The organism is Ruegeria sp. K5, from assembly GCF_056531805.1.
The window spans coordinates 1566987-1584030 of record NZ_JBQFML010000001.1; the positions used below are offsets into that span (position 1 = coordinate 1566987).

Consider the following 17044-nt stretch of genomic DNA (forward strand, 5'->3'; position numbering starts at 1 on the left):
ACGGGTGCTTGACCAATCATTTCATGCGCTTAAGCAGTTTGTCCTTTGCCCGCATCTAGCCAACCATTCTGTTCAAAGGAAGATTGGGTTTCATTGCGGATCGTCACAAGGGTCGGGTGATATTGCGTGCCTAACACCGCGTTCCGAATCCTGTATTCCCCGTGCAGGGCTTTCAGGTTTTTTTGGCCTGCGTCGTTATATTTTAGACGTTGCTCGGACGTATAGCTCTTTGTTTTCGAATGAAAAACAAAGCAGTCAATGCATACAGCGCACAGAAATCCGGCATCCTGCGCCCGCAGGACAAAATCACTTTCCTCGCCGTAGCCCATTGGAAAACGTTCTTCGTCGAACATCCCGATGGCGTCCAGCACAAGCCGACTGATCGCAAGGCAGAATCCATTAAGCTGTTCGACAACCGGATAGCCAAAACGCTCGGCGAATTCGCCGCATAGTGTATGTATGGCGCCGATCACTTCGCCGTTTGAGGGGACTTCGTTTGGCCGTGCATCTGGCCCCGGCAGGAAAGGAATGGACTGCCAGCCCCCCGCGTTCGATAATGGTCCGGCCAACCCGATCTTCCAATTTGAGTTTAAGCAGGCATCGAGACGATTTAGCCAATCACCGCTTACAATTGTGTCGCTGTTGAGCAGAACAATCATATCAGCAGTGGAATACCGCATTCCGGCATTTGCCGCCTTGCAGAACCCGCTGCCTTGCGGTCGACGGATCAAGTGGCAGTTGCCGGGATTGCTGGCAGCAAATCCCTCACACAGTTTCTGCGTTTCCGTCTCGGATCCATCATCTACAATGATAAGCCGGTCATCGTTCCTGAGAGTGTCGAGAACAGATTGGATACAGGCTTGCACATCGTCAAAACTGTTGTGGACGCAGACAATAACCTCGGCCGGGGTCGGAGTTTTGTTTCGTTTCATGCGCGATGCCTCGTACGCGCGAAATGCGCGGATGACCGCATGTCACCGGGCAAGTGTTTGACGCGCAAATCGGGTGTTTCTGCAATGGCCAAAGGCAATGAAACCTGGTCGCGTTTCGAGCCGCGTGCCAGCATCCGCCACCAACTGTTGCACATCTGCCGAACTGTCGAAGACGAAGGGCGCAAAACCATAACCATGGTTTCATACAGATCAGTGTCGCGAAACGCTGGGTGGGATTGGTTCTGGCTCAGGTGAAGCGCCATCGTGCGCAGATCGTCTTTGGCAAGTTGGACGCATTTTGCGGCCTCGGCCAACAGACCTTGACGGTCAGGATGTCGGAAGGTCGCAAAATCGAAGGACTCGGGATCCAGCGAGTTCAGAATATCTTCCGGGCCATGACACATCATTATGTTGCCGTCGACCCAGATCACCCATTCGTAGTCGGAGAAAAATGCCGGAAGGTTCAGCTTTGTGAACCGGGCCTTGCGGCGGGTATCCGCATGGTGAAACGGCGCGTGTACCTGTTGCCATCCGCCGGTTGCATCATAAGCCCGATCTGAAAACACAAAGAAGTCAGCAGTTTCTTTCCAAGCCGGATCGATCGGAACAAGCGAGTCAAATTGACCGAAAATTGCCGTTACAACAGCAACACGTTTTTTATTGCTGTTCGTTAGGCTAAAGGGATCCAACGCCCGGCGGTCATCGGGGCGCAAGGGTTGATCTCCGGTGTCACCCAAGGGAAATCCCATGCGCACAAGGTATTCAATGCCCCACATCGACAGGGTTTTGCCATCTTCAGCCGCCAGTTCCCGGAACGGTGCCAGGGCAAACTTTACCCCGTCCGATTTATAATGCGACAGGGCATCTTTGGCAGACGGCAGACCATTTACTTGCGCGTACCATTCCCGGTCTAGGTGACTGGATGCAGACGCGGCAAAGAACTCAGCTGCATTTGTATCATCCTGACCCAAGCCCGCTTCGGTCAGGTACCGGCCAAACTTTTCAAGCTCGAACTGACGCCGTTTCTTGCGCCTTGCAAGCAACACTTTGAGCGCCGTCCGAAAGTCTTCGTCGCGGACCAGCATCATCCGGCGGTTGATTGATTTGGCCAATCCCATGCAGCTACCCTTGTTTACCGCGCAGCAGGCTAACCGGTGTGATGCCACGTTCAAAGGCAGCAGCCTTTCGCGGCAGGACGACGGAAAGCTCGCGTAAATCCAAGACTTCTTTGGGCATGCGCGAACCGCTTTGCAGTATTGCTTTAGTCGCTCTGAGGATCACCAACACTACTGCTGTTTGTTCCCCGCGAGCGACCAAACTTCTAGGTGGGTGCGCACGTCAGTTCAAGGTCTGCCCGGCGGATCCATCAGGCATATCACGCGTGTGTGCATGCGTGTGTCACTAAATCGACACGCAATCGGTTTTGGTGGTCTTTGTGCAATCCGGTCATTACTTGGAAACACCAAACGTGATCAACAATTATCGGGTGAGGGTTACTCGGCCGGAGGGTACATATATGACACCAAGGGAATTCCTAAGAGAACGCGGTCGGGCGAACCCCAAATTCTTCCCCGCAATTCTGGCAGACGCACAGGCTGTCGCGGCCTCTTTGCACAGTGCCGAACTTTGCAGAAAGTGGTCAGCCGCCCATGTTGTTCTAAGAATGATTTGGGAGGCTGACGGGTATCTCGCGCTTGTTTTGATTCGGGCTGCCGCGCGACTGCGCGCACATGGGGTTCCGATCTTACCGACCGTCCTTCGACGCCTTTCCATCCTGATTGCTCAGGTGCACATTGGTGCCCCTGTCGTTATGGACCCTGGTATCGTTTTGCCGCATGGGCAGGTGGTCATTGACGGCATTACTCATATCGGAGCGCGCGCCACGATCAGACCCTTTGTAACGATTGGCTTGCGTGACGGCGATTATGTCGGCCCTACGATTGGAAAGGGTGTGAGCATTGGTACGGGCGCAAAGATCATCGGCCCCATTACCATCGGGAACGGCGCACGGATAAAGGCCAATGACGTTGTCGCCTCGGATATTCCTGCCGCGAAAACCTGAAGGCGGGCTGACAGATTTCGACCGAGCGCGGCAGGTGCCGTTGGTAGCTTGCTAGATTATTTTAACAGAGTTCGCCTTAGATACTGCGCTTCTTCCGCAACGTCCCAGGTGTCGCCAAAGCTGTTGATGATCCTCATTGTAATGTCGGACGCTTCCCGCTGATGCCAGACGGGTGTTTTCTTCAGAAACGGAAACCGCATTTCTCTTAGGTTGAAATCAGGCAATGCGTAAGAAACGCCCAAGCATCTCGCGGCCGCAAGAAGAAACGATCGAAGTGTTTCGGCGTCGGGGCAGCTTTGCAGGACTTCACGCTTTAACGTTTCAAATCTGGGATTACCCAAGACGATCACATTCTCGGAAATCTGTTGCAGACGTTCAAAGGGTAAATTTGCCAGAAGGTTGTCAAGCTGTTCAACCGGATAGGTGCTTGACATTGAAAGGCCTTGTTCAAGCGCCCATTTCGTCAGGCCCTTTTCGCCCCTTTTTACGGTCAGGTCTTTGTCATTGACCAATGGGTAGTTTTTCCAGAACTCAAAAAAACTTTGATTGCGCAGCACGTTCGGTGAAAAGGACACGGCGAAGGACTGAAGATGGTAGCCGGACGCAAAAGAACCATAATCCCAGGGCTCCGGCGTTAGCGATTTCGGGACAATTGTAGATCCTCCAAAATTGGAGGTCGCACCGATAAAATCTGTCGGGCTTTGTTCAACGGACGCGAACCAGTTCTGCGATCCCGGAGCCGGAAACCAGGTCGAGTCGTTCAGAAGCGTCAAGCGCGTCAAGCTGTCCAGCCGATCCCGCAGGTACAGGTTCGCCTCACGATACGCGCCGAAGTCATAACCGTGGTTTGGACGTTCAATTACAATCGCGCTTCGTTCGGAAACGGATGCCTTGTCTTTTTCCGACAATGGCATGTTCGAGACCGTGATAGGGGATACTCCGGCTTCGAGCATGTAGTCCAACGCAGCAAGTCTTGATGGCCACAATCCAAAAAAAGGAGCTATTACATAAATGCAGACATGATCCTTCAATGCGACCGCGCCGGGTGAGATTCGAACCTTTGACCGCTGGGTATGGTCGTAAATAAACGGCGAATACACGCTGGATGCGGATCGATAGATCAGGCGGCTGAGTTGCCGGGCGGGCCGAACAAGTTCCCTTCTTATTTTTGCACTCCGGCTAATTGGCATGGCGATTGGCACCCGTTTCGGGCCAGTTCTGCTTTGCGGCCGTCGAAACGGCTATTAGGTGCCAGCGGTCCACAACCGGAATGTTGCCGATACGCAAACTGCAAACGACAAGCCCGTCTTTTTCAGGGATAGCATGTGCCGCAGGCAGTCCAGAAGCCGCAAGATGCGACATACAATTCTGGTCGAACGCCGGACAGTTCTCGGCTTTTTTGATCTGCGGAACCCAATGGCGCTGCCAGAGCGAGTCTTTTTTATTGCGTTCAGTCAGCTTAGTCATTCTTACCTATCATCGATCCTATAGGGCCATTCGGCAATGCCGACGTAGCCTTAAGGCACTCGTCTCGTCGAACGCGCATTTGTTTCAGCGCAAGTATGGTTCCTCATATGTTTCAGTGCGTCGATGCTCTAAATAGTCTCGCTGGTTCATGATCTGAACTCAAAACTGATCACAAAACCGGTTTTGCCGTTTCACGTTCAGAGCCGACGAAATTGGCAGGAACGTCCGGGCGGCGGTACGGCGCCTTACGGATCGTTTCGTATTCCGCGTCGAAAGCAGGTCGCTTTGAAACCGGCGCATTGCTCGAAACACCACCATGTATCTGGTGGAATGTCCCTTCACCCAGCAACATATGAATCGTCACGCCCGGTTTCTCGCAAGCGCGTTTCCACAGATCAAGGTTCGCTAGACCACCGCCCGGTGAGCGGAAGCGCTCCTCGAACCCATCCAGTTCTATCCAGAGTTTCTTGTGCATAAAGACAGCGTTTGCTTCGGACGGAAGAACCTTCCAACCCTTGCCTGACGACTTTGCGAATACCGAAACATCGAACAGGCGATACCCGTCGTCTTCCCATCCTGAGTTTTCCAAAAGGGCATCCTCGGCAGAGGCGTCATATCCAGACTGAACCGCATCGGCCTGCACTTCGTGCCCCAGATGAAACCCGAAGGTTCCGACAATTGCGTTTGGGTCAGTGTTCAGTTGATCCAAAGCGCGAGACAGCATACCGGGTGATGCCATGCGCGCGCCGTCAATGAACACGCCGATCTGATCCGCCTTGGCAGCGGCAAGCCCTATGTTCACGGCGTGACATGGGGAGACATTGCCAGCTGGCAGGGAAATGACCCTTGCATTGGGGGCTGTTTCAACCCAGCTGGCAAATCCGCTCGTGTCGGTGGAACCGTTGTCCACGATGATTATTTCGTAATCATCCGTCGAGATGTCCTTTTGCATTTTGGCGGACAGCGTACGCAGTGTGCGTGGAATTTCCCGGGCCATCTCATGTGCAATCACTACGACCGACAGGCGCGGGGTGGTGGGGACCTCAGATCCCGTCACAGTATCTGCAACGGGACCATCCGCCAGACACGCCGCCAGATTTCGGACAGGTCGTCGCCCGGTTGCCGCGCCCAGACACGCAATCGGTTCGGGTTTCATCACCTTGTCCAGTTCCTCGATCGAGGCGACATCATAAGTGTTTCCCAGAACCCCCGCCTCGATTTCCTTGTAGTGGCGCCCGAGTTTGGTGTTGTCGGGATCAAGGCCAGAGACAACGGCAAGACCCTTGCGGTAAGGCCCGACAAAGGTTTCAAACACCGATACGGACAAATCCGGCCGGTAGCGCCTGAGTATCGGGACGATCTTGTAGACGTCACCGCACCAGGCGTTGAACCGGCGGTCGCGCTCCAGCATCTCGATCTTGTCCGGCAGCACGTCGTCGATCAGAATAACGCCGTCGCGACCCATCCATTTCTCGGTTTCGATGAAGTCGCGCACCACATATTCGGCCAGATGCATGCCGTCGATGAAGGCAAGATCGATGCCTTGCGGGAACAGTGCCTTGCATCTGTCCGTGTTGGCAAAGAAATCGTCGCTTGTTTCCCGATACAGCCGCGCCGGAGCTTTAATCTGATTTGACAGAGTAAACGCCGGATCGACACCGACACTGGGGCAGTTGGCAAGACTCAGGCTTGCCCCTGTATCCACGCCAATCTCGAAATAGCTTTCAGGCCGTACATGACGATGAACCTGTCGTAAGCAATTCAGGTAACTCAGCTTCTTTTCTTCAACGCCGTTGCGGCGCGCAGCTTCGGATAGCAGACCCAAAGGGGCAAGATGGGGCCGCGCCCTTCGTTCATCCGGCACAAGACCAACGGTCAGGGTCGGTTCGTATTTTTCGGTAATGCCCGCGCGGATACGGCTGATATAGACGTCTGCCAACTGAGACAGAACTTTGTTGCTGGCTTTGCCGAACTCGGTTGAGATGGTCGGTACACGCTGCGTCATGCGCCGCGTTTTGCCGTATAAGATAGGGCTGCGCGCATTGACGATGGCCTGGCTTCCGGTGACTTCTGCGTGGCGGTTCTTGTATTCGGCGACAAGTACGTTGCGGTCTTCCGGTGATTTTTGCGTCGTCACGCCGCTGTGGTCCTGATGGAATGTGCCTTCGCCTGAAAGAATGATGTAGCTGTTGTCCTGCTCATGGATAAGGCGCGAAAAAATCTCGAGATTTGCGAACCCCGCGCCGGGCTCGCTGTATCGCTCATCAAAGCCGCCGTTTTCCTGAAACACTTTGCGTGTCGTAATCAGGCAATTGGTTTCGATAGCATCTACAAAGCTGCGCCGATAGTTCTCGCCTGGATAAACCGCATATTCAAACAGACGATAGCCATCCGCGGGCCAGCCAAGCGCTTTCAGATCTTCGGTCTCACGTTCAAATGCATCGGATGCCAGAGTGAGGTTCTGGGATTCAGCCCCCAGAATATACTGAGGTACGTTGATAACCGGGTTTTGGAATCTCTCGTAGACTTCGCCGGAATTGCGGACGACACCCGGTGACAGCATATGGGCCCCGTCGATCATCAGCGCGATCATCTCATGACGGGCGGCTTCGATACCCTGGTTCAGTCCGAAAACGGGCGAGGGGTGGCCATCCACCCTGATGATCTGGCTGACAAATGGAAACCGGGCTTGAAGATCGGCAGGCAACGGTTCGTTCGAGCCGTTGTCGATGATGATGACCTCGATGTCACCGTCAGAAACGCCCTGATAGTCCGGTGAACACGAAATCAGGGTCCGTTCGATTTGTCTGGGGATATCGTAGTAGGCGATAACGATGGACAGGCCGGTAAAGACACCTTTCGTGGCGTCATCTTTCGGCCGTTCGGATTTCAGGCTGTCGGTAACCCTGTCAAACGTCGCCTGATAGATGCGATCACGCTCTTTCAGCTTATCACGTTCTTCTTCAAGCGCGCTGATGTGCCGAAGCAACTGATCTATCCGACGCTGTGTTTTTGTATTCGGTGACATCGTCCGAACTTTCTCAATTCTGCTCGCGTCCCAGAGTGGTAATTGAGTAAATTTACCAACACAACCACACGAATCACGGGATCGCGCATTTATGACACAGGTACCATCGCCCTTGCACGGGGCCGTTCTGAACGATGAGCTGGTTGCGAAGGTTTCGAAGGCAGCCGGGGTTTTTCGCAAGGACGGTCAGATCGGCGACTTGGTACGCCTGCGCGATTCAAGGGTGATGGCAGGTAAAAGCGTGCACACCGATCTGAACACCTCGTGGATGCGAGGCAGGCCCGTGGCGCCCGAAAACCTGTTCGATTTGGGCCCGCATGGAATACCGGAAGTCGATATTCATGAGCTGACAAGCGATGCTGTCATCAGCGCGATGCATCACTACGGCGCGATAATCGTCAGGAACTTTTTTGAACCGGCTCGGGCGTTGCGATTCCAAAAAGACATTGATGAGGTCATGGACTCGGCCAAAGCATTTGCAGAAGCCACACAGGACGGTGGGCCTGACGATCGCAGCACGACCGAGAAATCTTACTTTATGCCTCTGACCAAGGAGGCCGGGTTAGACAGAGAAACGGCGCATGTATTCCTGAATGACAGTGGTTCGATCGAGACATTTCTGTCTCCGCTCGTTTCGCACAATCTGTTCGACAGTTTTGAACGCGTCGGGTTGCGGGAAATTTTACAGCGCTACTTTCAGGACGAGCCATGCGTTTCCTACCAGAAATGCGTGCTGCGCCGGGCCACGCCACTAAAGCATAAGGCTGAATGGCATCAGGATGGCGCGTTCATGAACAAGAACATTCAAAGCCTGAATGTCTGGGTCGCTTTGACTGATTGCGGCGAAGGCACCGAAAGTCCCGGGATGGATTTGATTCCGAAGCGACTGACCAAGGTTCTGAAACCGGGCACGAATGGCGCGATTTTCAATTGGTCGATCTCAGGCGCAACGGTCGCCGAAACCTTTCCTGACATCAAACCGGTCAGGCCATATTTTGGCGCTGGTGATGCGCTGTTTTTTGACCACTTCAACCTTCACGCAACATCGTCGGACCCGGGTTACACGCAGCCGCGATATGCCATCGAAACATGGTTCTTTTCCAAGTCGTGCTGCGCAACGAACCAAACGCCGGTGTATTGGTAACCGGCATCTTTCGAAGCGTGTTGGGGCGGCTTGTCAAGGGGTGCGAAGCGGCTGCTAGGCCTTACCAACGCGCTTTTTGAGAGACTTTCTGATCTTGCGAAACCGATCCCGAAGAGATCGTCGATTCACCTTGATCGAAGATGCAACCACTTTCGTCAGCGGTTGTTCCAGTTGCTCGCGCAGTAGCTTTACCTGCTCTGTCTTCAGGTCCAGCGCGGCGGTCAACGACGCGACGCGACGGTTCAACTCGCTGCATTCCCGGTCGTAATTGGCAACGATGAAGTTCAGCATCGGTGATGCTTCATCAAGCTCTTGCCGGACACGGGCAATTGTCGCCAGCGCTGTGGGTGCATTCGGGTCGTGTTTCAGCAACCGCAGTGCCTCGTAGACATCGCTGGTCCATCCGTGGGTCAGATCGTTGTGAATGACATCTTCGGGCGTGCGGGTGTGGTTGCGCAGGGAGGTGCTTAGAAATTCATCAATTTCCGGGACAACTGTCTGCAGATCGTTTGGATAGGAAAGTTGCGAATGTTCTGCCGCCATCGTCAGGGTTGTGACCGGGTCCGAGATACAGTCTTCATATGCAATAAAGGCGCGCTGCATCCCATCCGTGTCAGACACCGCATCCAACATATATCTCAGCCAAAGCAGACAAGCATTGGTTTCCGAAAGCGCGTTGCGCTTGACCAAAGACGCGATGACCTCCAGCGGGTTGCGAACCGTTATCACGGCGGTCATTGGAACCTGATTTTCCAACGCTGCGCGGTAATGAGGCACCAGCCTGCAAATCCTGGGTTCTTTCAGAACTACAGGCTGACCTGCAGGAAACTCATCGGCGAGCAGTGCCCTGATATCTTGTTCGAAATTCTGACGGTCTTCCGCGCTGACCGTTTTCAGCTTGCCAGGGCTCCAGTCCGCCCATGTCAGGTCAGCACCGTTCAGATAACGGTCGTTCAATCTGGCGACGGGTTGGCTTTCCCAATGTCCGCGTCTGTTCGATGCATTTCCTTTGATCAGTGTTTTCGGCAATGCATATCCCAAGAGGTTGAGCACCCTGGTCACAGAGGAACTGCCGCTGCGATGCATACCTAGAACCAGTACAATATGTGAAGGAAGCGGTGCGTCGGTCATTCTGAGTAAACTCGCTTGAGATTCTGAGCTTCGTTGGGGTGGATGCGTCGGCCCGACAGGGTTACCTTGATACCTGAATTGAGGAAATAGGGTGCCATGCTTGGTTACTTTGCCGTCCGGGACTGCTTCCGAATTTGGTCGGTACTGATCTGAGCACATCGGCCTCGAAAATACCGGCTGACCTTAATCATCAAAGGTAAACCAAATCAAGCGGTGGATGATGTTACGGCGCTGGCCGTATCACAACGTAATTTGATCCTGTTGCTTTGGTTGCTTTTGCCTCTGGGCCTACAGATAACGCAGACGTAGAACAGTTGTGAAACCGTCCTGCCTTCGCCTTCAGCAAAAAGTGGAGTTCTTTTGAAAAGTTCATCAACGCGGTTGCCAAACCTTCTTTTAGTCGGTGTTCAAAAGTCAGGCTCGACCTGGATGCATGAAGTGCTGTCTTCGTCACGGCATATATTCGGGTCCGCCAAGAAAGAGGTGAATTTCTGGGGGCGGGCCGACTGCGCTTCGCGGCTTGATGAATACCGCGCGCATTTTCCCGTCCGCGAAAAGCCAGGTGCCGCATATTATCTTGAAAGCACGCCACATTATTTTCATGCACCCAATGTCTTTGTGGATATTGCCAGTCAGATAAAAGGTGCAGTCCCGGATGTGCGCCCAGTGGTTATTCTACGCAATCCAATTGATCGCTACCGGTCGGCCTTCACGCATCACATTCACAAGGGGCGGCTGGACTACACACCTGAAATCGATCTGATGACAGATGACCACATTATGCTGTCAATTGGTTTGTACGGACGTATCCTAAGTCATTGGAAAACGGTGTTTCCTGACATAATAGTTTGCCGCTATGATGATCTGAAAGATAACCCGGCTGCCGCGATCAGGCATCTTTTTTCCGAGCTGAAGATCCCGTGTGACATCTCGCTCGACACGCTGTCCGATCCGATTCACACCAGTGCGCACAAAGTCAAAAAGTCCGGCTGGCCCGCGTCACCGCGTCTTACACCCGGGCTGCACAACAGGCTTGTGGATTTTTATCGCGAAGACATTCTGACCCTGCAAAGCCTTGTGCATTTTGACGTAACAAGTTGGCTAAAGACGGCCTAGAAACGGCGTCGTCCTTGAGAGATGTCGTACGCGTTTCTCAGAACCGTCGACAGTTTCACTCACACCTTCCTACCTGCCTTGCCGCCGAGTTGCTCGGCAAGCAGGTCAAAGACAAACCGGATGCGTCGCGCGGTGTGCAATTCGGAATGTGTGGCCAGCCAGATCGGAAAGGTGAAGGGGTCCCGATCAGGAAGTACGCGTTCAACTCCGGGCGTCATGGCGGCGACGTCGTCTGACATGACACTCACGCCCAGCCCTTGACGCACCAGTTCCCAGGACACAACACCGGTTTTTGACCCCACCCGAAAGTTCTTTTCGGTAACCGGAATCCCGGCCGGATTGAGGAAGCCAATCATTGTGCGCACTTCGCCGAACCCGACAAAGTCCAGCTTGGCAAGCTCTGCTTCGGTTTTGGGCCGACCCACCTGATCCAGGTAGGACGGAGCCGCATAGAAATGCGCTGTTGCCTCGGCCACCAGTTTCGCGATCAGGTCCGGTTGCGTTGGGCGTACATGTCGGATCGCAATGTCGGCCTCGCGTCGCTGTATGTCGCGCAGGTCATTCGCGGCGACCACGTCGATCTGCAATCGCGGCGCGAGTTTGCGTATCTGTTTGAGGATAGGCGGAAGCTGATAGGCGGACATGACGTCCGACGCGGTAATCCTGACCTGACCTTCGATGGTTTTGGACTGGCTCGTTGCCGTTATCGAAATTCGGTTTGCGACATCGGCCATCTCTCGCACGTGCACCAGCAATTCTTCACCCGCGCTGGTCAGGTTCAGCGTTTTGCCGACCCGTTCGAACAGGGTGACGCCAAGGGATTGCTCAAGCGCTGCAACCTGACGGCCGACGGTGGGTTGGGTTTGTTCAAGCACGCGCGCCGCCGCCGAGAAAGACCCCATTTCAGCCGTCGCCAGAAATGAGCGCACCTGGTTCCAATCGAAATTGATCGCCGTCCAGTTCATGCAATTATGCATAACACTTCTGCAATTCGAGGCAATTCCATATATCTGTGTTTGAGTTTAGCAGGCGCAAAGCACCCATTTACGAAAGAGACGCATTATGGCCGCACGAACCACAGATGCCGCATTCTGGAGCAGGATATCCCGCAAATACGCATCCGATCCAATTCGGAACATGGACGGGTATCTTAAGACGCTGGAACGCACGAAATCCTACCTGAAAGCCGATGACACCGTGCTTGAGATCGGCTGCGGCACCGGGTCGACGGCGCTGTTGCTCGCCCCTCATGTCGCCCACATAACCGCCACGGATGTGGCACCGGGAATGATCGAGATCGCCGGGGAAAAGCTTGAAAGCGAACGCTTGCAAAATGTCACATTCCAAGTGGCCGAGGTTCTTGAGCATCCCTCGGACAATGCGACATATGACGCGGTTCTGGCGCACAACCTGCTTCACCTGCTGCCGGATCTGGACGCGGCGCTGAAGCATATTTCGTCACTGATAAAACCCGGTGGGCTTTTCGTTTCCAAAACGGTCTGCGCGCCAAGTGGTGGCGGGTTCAAATACGCGATGATCCGACGCGTCGCAATCCCGTTGATGCAGGCCGTCGGAAAAGCGCCGTTTGTAGAGTTCTTGCCAGCAGCGACCCTTGAACAAAAGATGGCCGCCGCGGGGTTTGAGGTAATCGAGACCGCAGATCAATTCGGAACACTGCCAAGCCGCTACATTGTCGCGCGAAAGCGCTGATTGGGTTGCGGCTTTCAACCTCAAGGCACAAGCGACCGGGCGGGCGACGGTGCTATTCTGTTAGGGATGTGTTAAGCCCATCAAATCAAATCTGCATCTCTAGCCTTGCGCCCGGAAACTGCGACAGAACCGGGTCGATCATGTTTTTGGGAAGCGCGCACAATGCCGTCGATAGTCCGTCGGCCAGCGCCGCACTGGGCGCGGACACCGAAATGGCGCGGTGAACCAAACCTTCGCCCGTTGGGTTCAGGATATGCCCGTGCCCCCCGGACAGCGCCATTGTCGAAGGGGCCGAGGTTGCGACGGCGCGATCCTGCAGACCGATTTGGCGGTGCACACTCCCTTCCGGACCCGCCAGCCCAATTTGCCATGGGCGGCCATCGCCGCGTTGCCCCTCGGCGCGGACTTCGCCCATGTTGACCAGAACATCCCGTAGACCGAATGATTTCAGAAGGTTGGCAACGCGATCCGTAACTTCCCCTTGCGACACGCCGTTCAGTGTCAGCGCGGAAAGACCGGGGGAAGGCAAGCGTATCGCTGTCGCATTGACCGAGACCTTGTGCCAGCCAATCGCGCGCCAAGCAGCCTCGCGCGTGGATGCGTCTGCGTTGTTGGCCAAGGCCACCCACAGCGGTTGAACGGTGGGGTCAAAAGCACCATCGGACGCAGTGTGCAGGGCCGTACACAAGCCGAGCAATTGCAGCATCTCGGGCGATGGGGCCGACAGGTGCCCGTCCTTGTTCAGACGGCACAGTTCTGACTCGGGGCGGTACAGGCTGAAGATATTTTCAAGCCGGGCGACTTCGGCGGTGACAGCGTCGAAGATGGGGGCGGCGTCGGCCTTGTCCAGCCCGTTCAGGCGCATGCTGGCCTGCGACCCCATTGCGATGCCGCGCCATTCGGCGAAGCGATCGGTCGCAGCCTTTGCCGGAAACGCGGCGCAAGCGGCTGAGATGGTCAGAAAGCGACGACGGGTCAGGGTGGTCATGCGGGTGTCTCCAGCGCGAGGTCCAGATCGACGGGCCCCAGAACTTCGGTGTCAGGAATGTCGGACAGCGGGAGCGCAGTACCGCCATATTCGGCAATAAAGCCCTGGGCAGCGGCGGGATCGCCAAAGGGCACCACTTCGCGCGCGCCCATGCCGCCGGCGACGTTGGCCCCGACCACAAAGCTGGCACCCTCGGCGTCGATCCAGTTGGAAATTCCGGGTTGCCGCCAGCTGGGGGCGACGCTCATGTCGCTGACATAGACGGCGGTGATTCTGGCGTCCCGTTCAGGGCTTTTGAGATAGGCCACCATGTCGCGCACCTGGGCAAAAAACAGCGGTGTGGGGTAGCCTTCCAGATGGATCTGCCCCTTGGGGCCGCCATGTTCGGCGATGTTCATCTGGCAGAAAAAGCTCAGCGCGTCCGGGGTCAGATCGACCGGGTCGGGGGCCTCGGCCACCTCTTCCTTGCAGGCGGCCAGCGCGATCAGAGCGATCAGGGCAAGGCGTTTCATGGCTCAACCCTCCGAAAGGCAAGGCGGGCGAGGGCGAAGGCGATCACCGGCCAGATCAGCAAGGATGCAGGTGCGGCCCAGACCGGCAAGGCCTGCGCGGCCCCGGTCATGCCAGATGCCATGGCGACGCCCTCGGTCGCGGCGATGTTCCACAGACGGAAAGCGTCGGCCGGGTTGGCTACCATCACCCAGGGAAAGACGGATTGGGTGAAGCTGCCGCCCTTGTCCATGACGACGGCCCCCAACAGGCCCAGATCATAGAGGACGACAAAGACCAGCCAAAGCCCGGCCGACAGACCCGCCGCCGCCGTGGCCCCCTTCGCCAGGGCGGACAGCAGGTATCCCAGCGCCAGAAAGACAGCGCCCAGAAGGATGGAAGTAAGGATCAGGCGCGTCAAAGCCATCAGGCTTTCCGGCCCTGCGCCACCAAAGAAGGCCGCCACCGCGCCTGCCGTGCCAAAGCCGATGGTCATGGCAAAGGCCAATGCGGCCAGATGGGCGGTGAATTTGCCCAACAGGATTTCTCCGCGTCCCGCTGGGTAGGACAGCAGCAGCGACAGGCTGCCCCGGTCTACGTCTCCGGCGATGGCGTCGAAGGAAATCATCAGCGCCAGCAACGGCGCAAGGTAGACCGACAGCGTGGTCATCGAGGCGACCGAGACGGTCAGCATATCGACGCCCAGCGTGCCGGTTGGGGCGCTGCCTGCAAAGGTCAGCGCCAAAGCGAACAGCACCATGATCAGCGTGGCGACCAGCAGCCAGCGGTTGCGGCGCAGGATCAGCATTTCGGTGCGGGTGATGGCGAGGAAGCGGGTCATTGCAAATCCTCCTGTGCGTAATGGCGATAGAGGTCTTCCAGCTTGGGCGGAGTCATCTCGACATCCGCTACCGCGTCGCCCAGACCGGCGATCCGGCGCAGGGCTTTCATCTTGTCGTCGGGGGTGCAGAGCAGTTCGACCGACGCGCCATTGATCCGGTTGCCGCCCAGTTCGGCGGCCAAGGCATCCGGGTTGTTGCTGGCGCGCACCTTCAGGCGGATCGGCAGACCGGCCAGCGCCGACAGGTTGTTCAGCGTGTCATCGGCCACCATCCGGCCCTTGCGCATGATCGCTATGCGGTCGGTACGGGCCTCGACCTCGGTCAGTGCGTGGGACGCGATCAGGACGGCGGTGCCCTGTGCGGCCAACTCGTCGATAATGGCATAGAGGTCCTGTCGCGAAATCGGATCAAGGCCGGAGGTCGGCTCATCCAGCAGCGCCACTTTCGGCTGGCCCAGCAGAACCTGTGCCAGACCCAGTCTTTGCCGCATTCCTTTGGAATAGGTGCCGATCCGGCGATCCAGTGCATCGCTGAGGCCAACGCGTTCCAGCAGGCCCGGCACATCCGCCTTCGCGCCCGATAGCTGTGCGAACAAGGTCAGTTGCTCGCGGCCTGTCAGCGCCGGATGAAACGACACCGCCTCGGGCAAATACGCCGTTTCCCGCCGCGCCTGCGCGCTGCCGGGGGTGGCGTTTCCGATCCGGATGGCTCCGCCATGGATCGGCGTCAGGCCGAGGATGGATTTGATCAGGGTCGACTTGCCCGCGCCGTTATGGCCCAGCAGCGCAACGCGTTGGCCGGGGGCAAGAGACAGGGTGATGTCGTCAAGAACGCGGGTTTTACCCCGATCCTTGAGAACATGGTCAATTGACAGGGCCTTATCCGTCATGAGGCACCTTTTTCATTGCTGGGGGTTCAGGGGCTTGCATCAATGGGTTGCTGTCCATCACGCCCCCCGGCAGAAGCGCCGGGAAGGCCGATTGCGACCAGCGCACCAGCTGCACGGCGGGAGAGCCGAGCAACAATTTGGCTGCGGGTTGGGTCCACAGCACATGATCCATCGAGTCGTTGGGGCGATAGGGGGCGTCGGCGATGCCGTTGCCATCCACATCAAAGGCGGCGAAATCGGACCAGTAGTTGCCGCGCCCGTCTTCGGACCACTCGACCCATTTGGTCGAGACGTATTTCACCTGGGTCCGGTTGCCGACAAAGGCGTTGCCAAGGATGCGATTGCGCTCGGAACCCGCAGTGAAATGGATGCCGATGCCGCAGCCCTGAAACCAGTTGTCGGTGAACTCATTCTTGTTCGAGTTATAAAGGAAGGTGCATTTTTCCTTGGCACCTTTCACCACATTGCCGGTGATGGTGCTCTTGTTGGCGTAGTTCAGCATCACGCCGTGTTCGCGGTCGCCGATCGAGACATTGTTGGCCACGGTCACATTGGTCGTAAACATCACCGCATAGCCCAGATCGTTGCCGATTGAGACATTGTCACTGACGACCGAGTTGTCGGCATACATATAGTGAACCGCAAAACGCAGATCGCGGAACAGGTTGCCGGTGAAAGTGTTCTTCTTGGACGAGTTCACAAAGATCCCGTCGCGGCCATAGCGAATATCATTCGATTCAACCCGCGCACCCGGCGCGTTCCAGACATAGACACCATTGCCGCGCGCGTTCATGTGGCGGTCCTGCCGCCCCTCGATCCGGTTGCGGCGCACAATGCTGTCTTTCGCACCATGGATGTCGATGCCGTAGAGATTGCCCAGCAGCACATTGTCCTCGACCACCGGCGCATGGGCCGTCTTGGTCAGTTGGATACCGCTGTCGATACCGTCATGGTCCGAGCCGGACCCGATCACCGTCAGCCCGCGCACGGTCACGCCCGGCCCGGTTACGGTGATGACGCTACCTTCGCCTTGTCCGTCAATGGTGGCCAAGCCCTGCCCATCGATTGTGATGGGCCGGTCCAGAACCAGTGTTTCGGTGTAAATACCGGGGCTCAGGCGGAGGGTATCTCCATCCGCCGCCTGCGCCAGTATCTCGTTGATGGCCCCCGCCCGGTTGGGCACATCCCAGTCCGCCGCCCAAAGGGGCGAGCCGAGCAGGAGCGGTATGAGCAGGGACCAACGCAT

At 56.4% G+C, this 17044-nt stretch carries 16 protein-coding genes; 4 read left to right on the plus strand and 12 right to left on the minus strand.

The features are described 5' to 3' along the window. Nucleotides 1-29 precede the first annotated feature (29 nt). Both ACR0MO_RS07625 and ACR0MO_RS07630 read right to left on the minus strand, forming a co-directional pair. Nucleotides 30-932, minus strand: a complete 903-nt coding sequence (locus ACR0MO_RS07625; protein ID WP_480890532.1) for a glycosyltransferase family 2 protein — start codon at nucleotides 930-932, stop codon at nucleotides 30-32. After that, nucleotides 929-2050 (minus strand): glycosyltransferase domain-containing protein, encoded by a 1122-nt coding sequence (locus ACR0MO_RS07630; protein WP_480890534.1) that lies wholly within the window; start codon nucleotides 2048-2050, stop codon nucleotides 929-931. Before ACR0MO_RS07630 ends, ACR0MO_RS07625 begins: the two co-directional genes overlap by 4 nt. Before the next feature lie 692 nt (nucleotides 2051-2742). Here ACR0MO_RS07630 and ACR0MO_RS07635 point away from each other — a divergent pair. Next, entirely contained in the window at nucleotides 2743-2994 is a 252-nt protein-coding gene (locus ACR0MO_RS07635) for an LbetaH domain-containing protein (protein WP_170622492.1), read from the plus strand. Nucleotides 2995-3050: 56 nt separating this feature from the next. Here ACR0MO_RS07635 and ACR0MO_RS07640 read toward each other — a convergent pair whose 3' ends face one another. The 3 genes from ACR0MO_RS07640 to ACR0MO_RS07650 form a co-directional block, all read right to left on the minus strand. Next, nucleotides 3051-4184, minus strand: coding sequence for a rhamnan synthesis F family protein (locus ACR0MO_RS07640; RefSeq protein ID WP_170622491.1), 1134 nt, complete (start codon nucleotides 4182-4184; stop codon nucleotides 3051-3053). Next, the gene (locus ACR0MO_RS07645; RefSeq protein WP_170622490.1) at nucleotides 4174-4461 is read right to left on the minus strand and encodes a hypothetical protein; all 288 of its coding nucleotides are present in this window, start codon (nucleotides 4459-4461) and stop codon (nucleotides 4174-4176) included. The genes ACR0MO_RS07640 and ACR0MO_RS07645 overlap by 11 nt, the downstream gene beginning before the upstream one ends. Nucleotides 4462-4630: 169 nt before the next feature. Continuing rightward, nucleotides 4631-7450: a glycosyltransferase gene (locus tag ACR0MO_RS07650; protein WP_480890536.1), complete on the minus strand. Its 2820-nt coding sequence runs from the start codon at nucleotides 7448-7450 to the stop codon at nucleotides 4631-4633. A gap of 238 nt (nucleotides 7451-7688) precedes the next feature. Here ACR0MO_RS07650 and ACR0MO_RS07655 point away from each other — a divergent pair, with 238 nt between their 5' ends. Continuing rightward, nucleotides 7689-8633 carry a phytanoyl-CoA dioxygenase family protein gene (locus tag ACR0MO_RS07655; RefSeq protein ID WP_480890539.1) on the plus strand — a complete coding sequence of 315 codons (945 nt, stop codon included), beginning with the start codon at nucleotides 7689-7691 and terminating at the stop codon, nucleotides 8631-8633. Between the two features lie 54 nt (nucleotides 8634-8687). On the opposite strand, the gene ACR0MO_RS07660 is transcribed toward ACR0MO_RS07655, so the two are convergent. Next, nucleotides 8688-9923, minus strand: coding sequence for a sulfotransferase family protein (locus ACR0MO_RS07660; RefSeq protein ID WP_480890542.1), 1236 nt, complete (start codon nucleotides 9921-9923; stop codon nucleotides 8688-8690). Between the two features lie 201 nt (nucleotides 9924-10124). Between ACR0MO_RS07660 and ACR0MO_RS07665 the strand changes: the two genes are divergently transcribed. After that, the gene (locus tag ACR0MO_RS07665; RefSeq protein ID WP_480890544.1) at nucleotides 10125-10880 is read left to right on the plus strand and encodes a sulfotransferase family protein; all 756 of its coding nucleotides are present in this window, start codon (nucleotides 10125-10127) and stop codon (nucleotides 10878-10880) included. A gap of 59 nt (nucleotides 10881-10939) precedes the next feature. Here ACR0MO_RS07665 and ACR0MO_RS07670 read toward each other — a convergent pair whose 3' ends face one another. Continuing rightward, nucleotides 10940-11845, minus strand: coding sequence for a LysR family transcriptional regulator (locus ACR0MO_RS07670; protein ID WP_480890547.1), 906 nt, complete (start codon nucleotides 11843-11845; stop codon nucleotides 10940-10942). Nucleotides 11846-11942: 97 nt separating this feature from the next. On the opposite strand from ACR0MO_RS07670, the gene ACR0MO_RS07675 reads away from it, so the two are divergent. Next, nucleotides 11943-12590 (plus strand): class I SAM-dependent methyltransferase, encoded by a 648-nt coding sequence (locus tag ACR0MO_RS07675; protein WP_480890550.1) that lies wholly within the window; start codon nucleotides 11943-11945, stop codon nucleotides 12588-12590. Between the two features lie 85 nt (nucleotides 12591-12675). Here ACR0MO_RS07675 and ACR0MO_RS07680 read toward each other — a convergent pair whose 3' ends face one another. The 5 genes from ACR0MO_RS07680 to ACR0MO_RS07700 are packed head-to-tail and all read right to left on the minus strand — an operon-like array spanning nucleotide 12676 to nucleotide 17044. Further along, on the minus strand, nucleotides 12676-13578 hold the full coding sequence (locus ACR0MO_RS07680; RefSeq protein ID WP_480890552.1) for an FAD:protein FMN transferase: 903 nt from the start codon (nucleotides 13576-13578) through the stop codon (nucleotides 12676-12678). Continuing rightward, nucleotides 13575-14090, minus strand: coding sequence for a nitrous oxide reductase accessory protein NosL (locus ACR0MO_RS07685; RefSeq protein WP_480890553.1), 516 nt, complete (start codon nucleotides 14088-14090; stop codon nucleotides 13575-13577). The genes ACR0MO_RS07680 and ACR0MO_RS07685 overlap by 4 nt, the downstream gene beginning before the upstream one ends. Further along, nucleotides 14087-14908, minus strand: a complete 822-nt coding sequence (locus tag ACR0MO_RS07690; RefSeq protein WP_480890555.1) for an ABC transporter permease — start codon at nucleotides 14906-14908, stop codon at nucleotides 14087-14089. Before ACR0MO_RS07690 ends, ACR0MO_RS07685 begins: the two co-directional genes overlap by 4 nt. After that, nucleotides 14905-15798 (minus strand): ABC transporter ATP-binding protein, encoded by an 894-nt coding sequence (locus ACR0MO_RS07695; protein WP_480890558.1) that lies wholly within the window; start codon nucleotides 15796-15798, stop codon nucleotides 14905-14907. Before ACR0MO_RS07695 ends, ACR0MO_RS07690 begins: the two co-directional genes overlap by 4 nt. Further along, the gene (locus ACR0MO_RS07700) at nucleotides 15788-17044 is read right to left on the minus strand and encodes a nitrous oxide reductase family maturation protein NosD (protein WP_480890560.1); all 1257 of its coding nucleotides are present in this window, start codon (nucleotides 17042-17044) and stop codon (nucleotides 15788-15790) included. Before ACR0MO_RS07700 ends, ACR0MO_RS07695 begins: the two co-directional genes overlap by 11 nt.

Bases quoted from the DNA above. Each gene is read 5' to 3' on its own strand.
- ACR0MO_RS07660 (WP_480890542.1), bottom strand. From the start codon at position 9,923: ATGTGCTCAGATCAGTACCGACCAAATTCGGAAGCAGTCCCGGACGGC.
- ACR0MO_RS07695 (WP_480890558.1), bottom strand. From the start codon at position 15,798: ATGACGGATAAGGCCCTGTCAATTGACCATGTTCTCAAGGATCGGGGT.
- ACR0MO_RS07685 (WP_480890553.1), bottom strand. From the start codon at position 14,090: ATGAAACGCCTTGCCCTGATCGCTCTGATCGCGCTGGCCGCCTGCAAG.
- ACR0MO_RS07690 (WP_480890555.1), bottom strand. From the start codon at position 14,908: ATGACCCGCTTCCTCGCCATCACCCGCACCGAAATGCTGATCCTGCGC.
- ACR0MO_RS07680 (WP_480890552.1), bottom strand. From the start codon at position 13,578: ATGACCACCCTGACCCGTCGTCGCTTTCTGACCATCTCAGCCGCTTGC.
- ACR0MO_RS07645 (WP_170622490.1), bottom strand. From the start codon at position 4,461: ATGACTAAGCTGACTGAACGCAATAAAAAAGACTCGCTCTGGCAGCGC.
- ACR0MO_RS07700 (WP_480890560.1), bottom strand. From the start codon at position 17,044: ATGCGTTGGTCCCTGCTCATACCGCTCCTGCTCGGCTCGCCCCTTTGG.
- ACR0MO_RS07640 (WP_170622491.1), bottom strand. From the start codon at position 4,184: ATGCCAATTAGCCGGAGTGCAAAAATAAGAAGGGAACTTGTTCGGCCC.
- ACR0MO_RS07675 (WP_480890550.1), top strand. From the start codon at position 11,943: ATGGCCGCACGAACCACAGATGCCGCATTCTGGAGCAGGATATCCCGC.
- ACR0MO_RS07635 (WP_170622492.1), top strand. From the start codon at position 2,743: ATGGACCCTGGTATCGTTTTGCCGCATGGGCAGGTGGTCATTGACGGC.
- ACR0MO_RS07630 (WP_480890534.1), bottom strand. From the start codon at position 2,050: ATGGGATTGGCCAAATCAATCAACCGCCGGATGATGCTGGTCCGCGAC.
- ACR0MO_RS07670 (WP_480890547.1), bottom strand. From the start codon at position 11,845: ATGAACTGGACGGCGATCAATTTCGATTGGAACCAGGTGCGCTCATTT.
- ACR0MO_RS07625 (WP_480890532.1), bottom strand. From the start codon at position 932: ATGAAACGAAACAAAACTCCGACCCCGGCCGAGGTTATTGTCTGCGTC.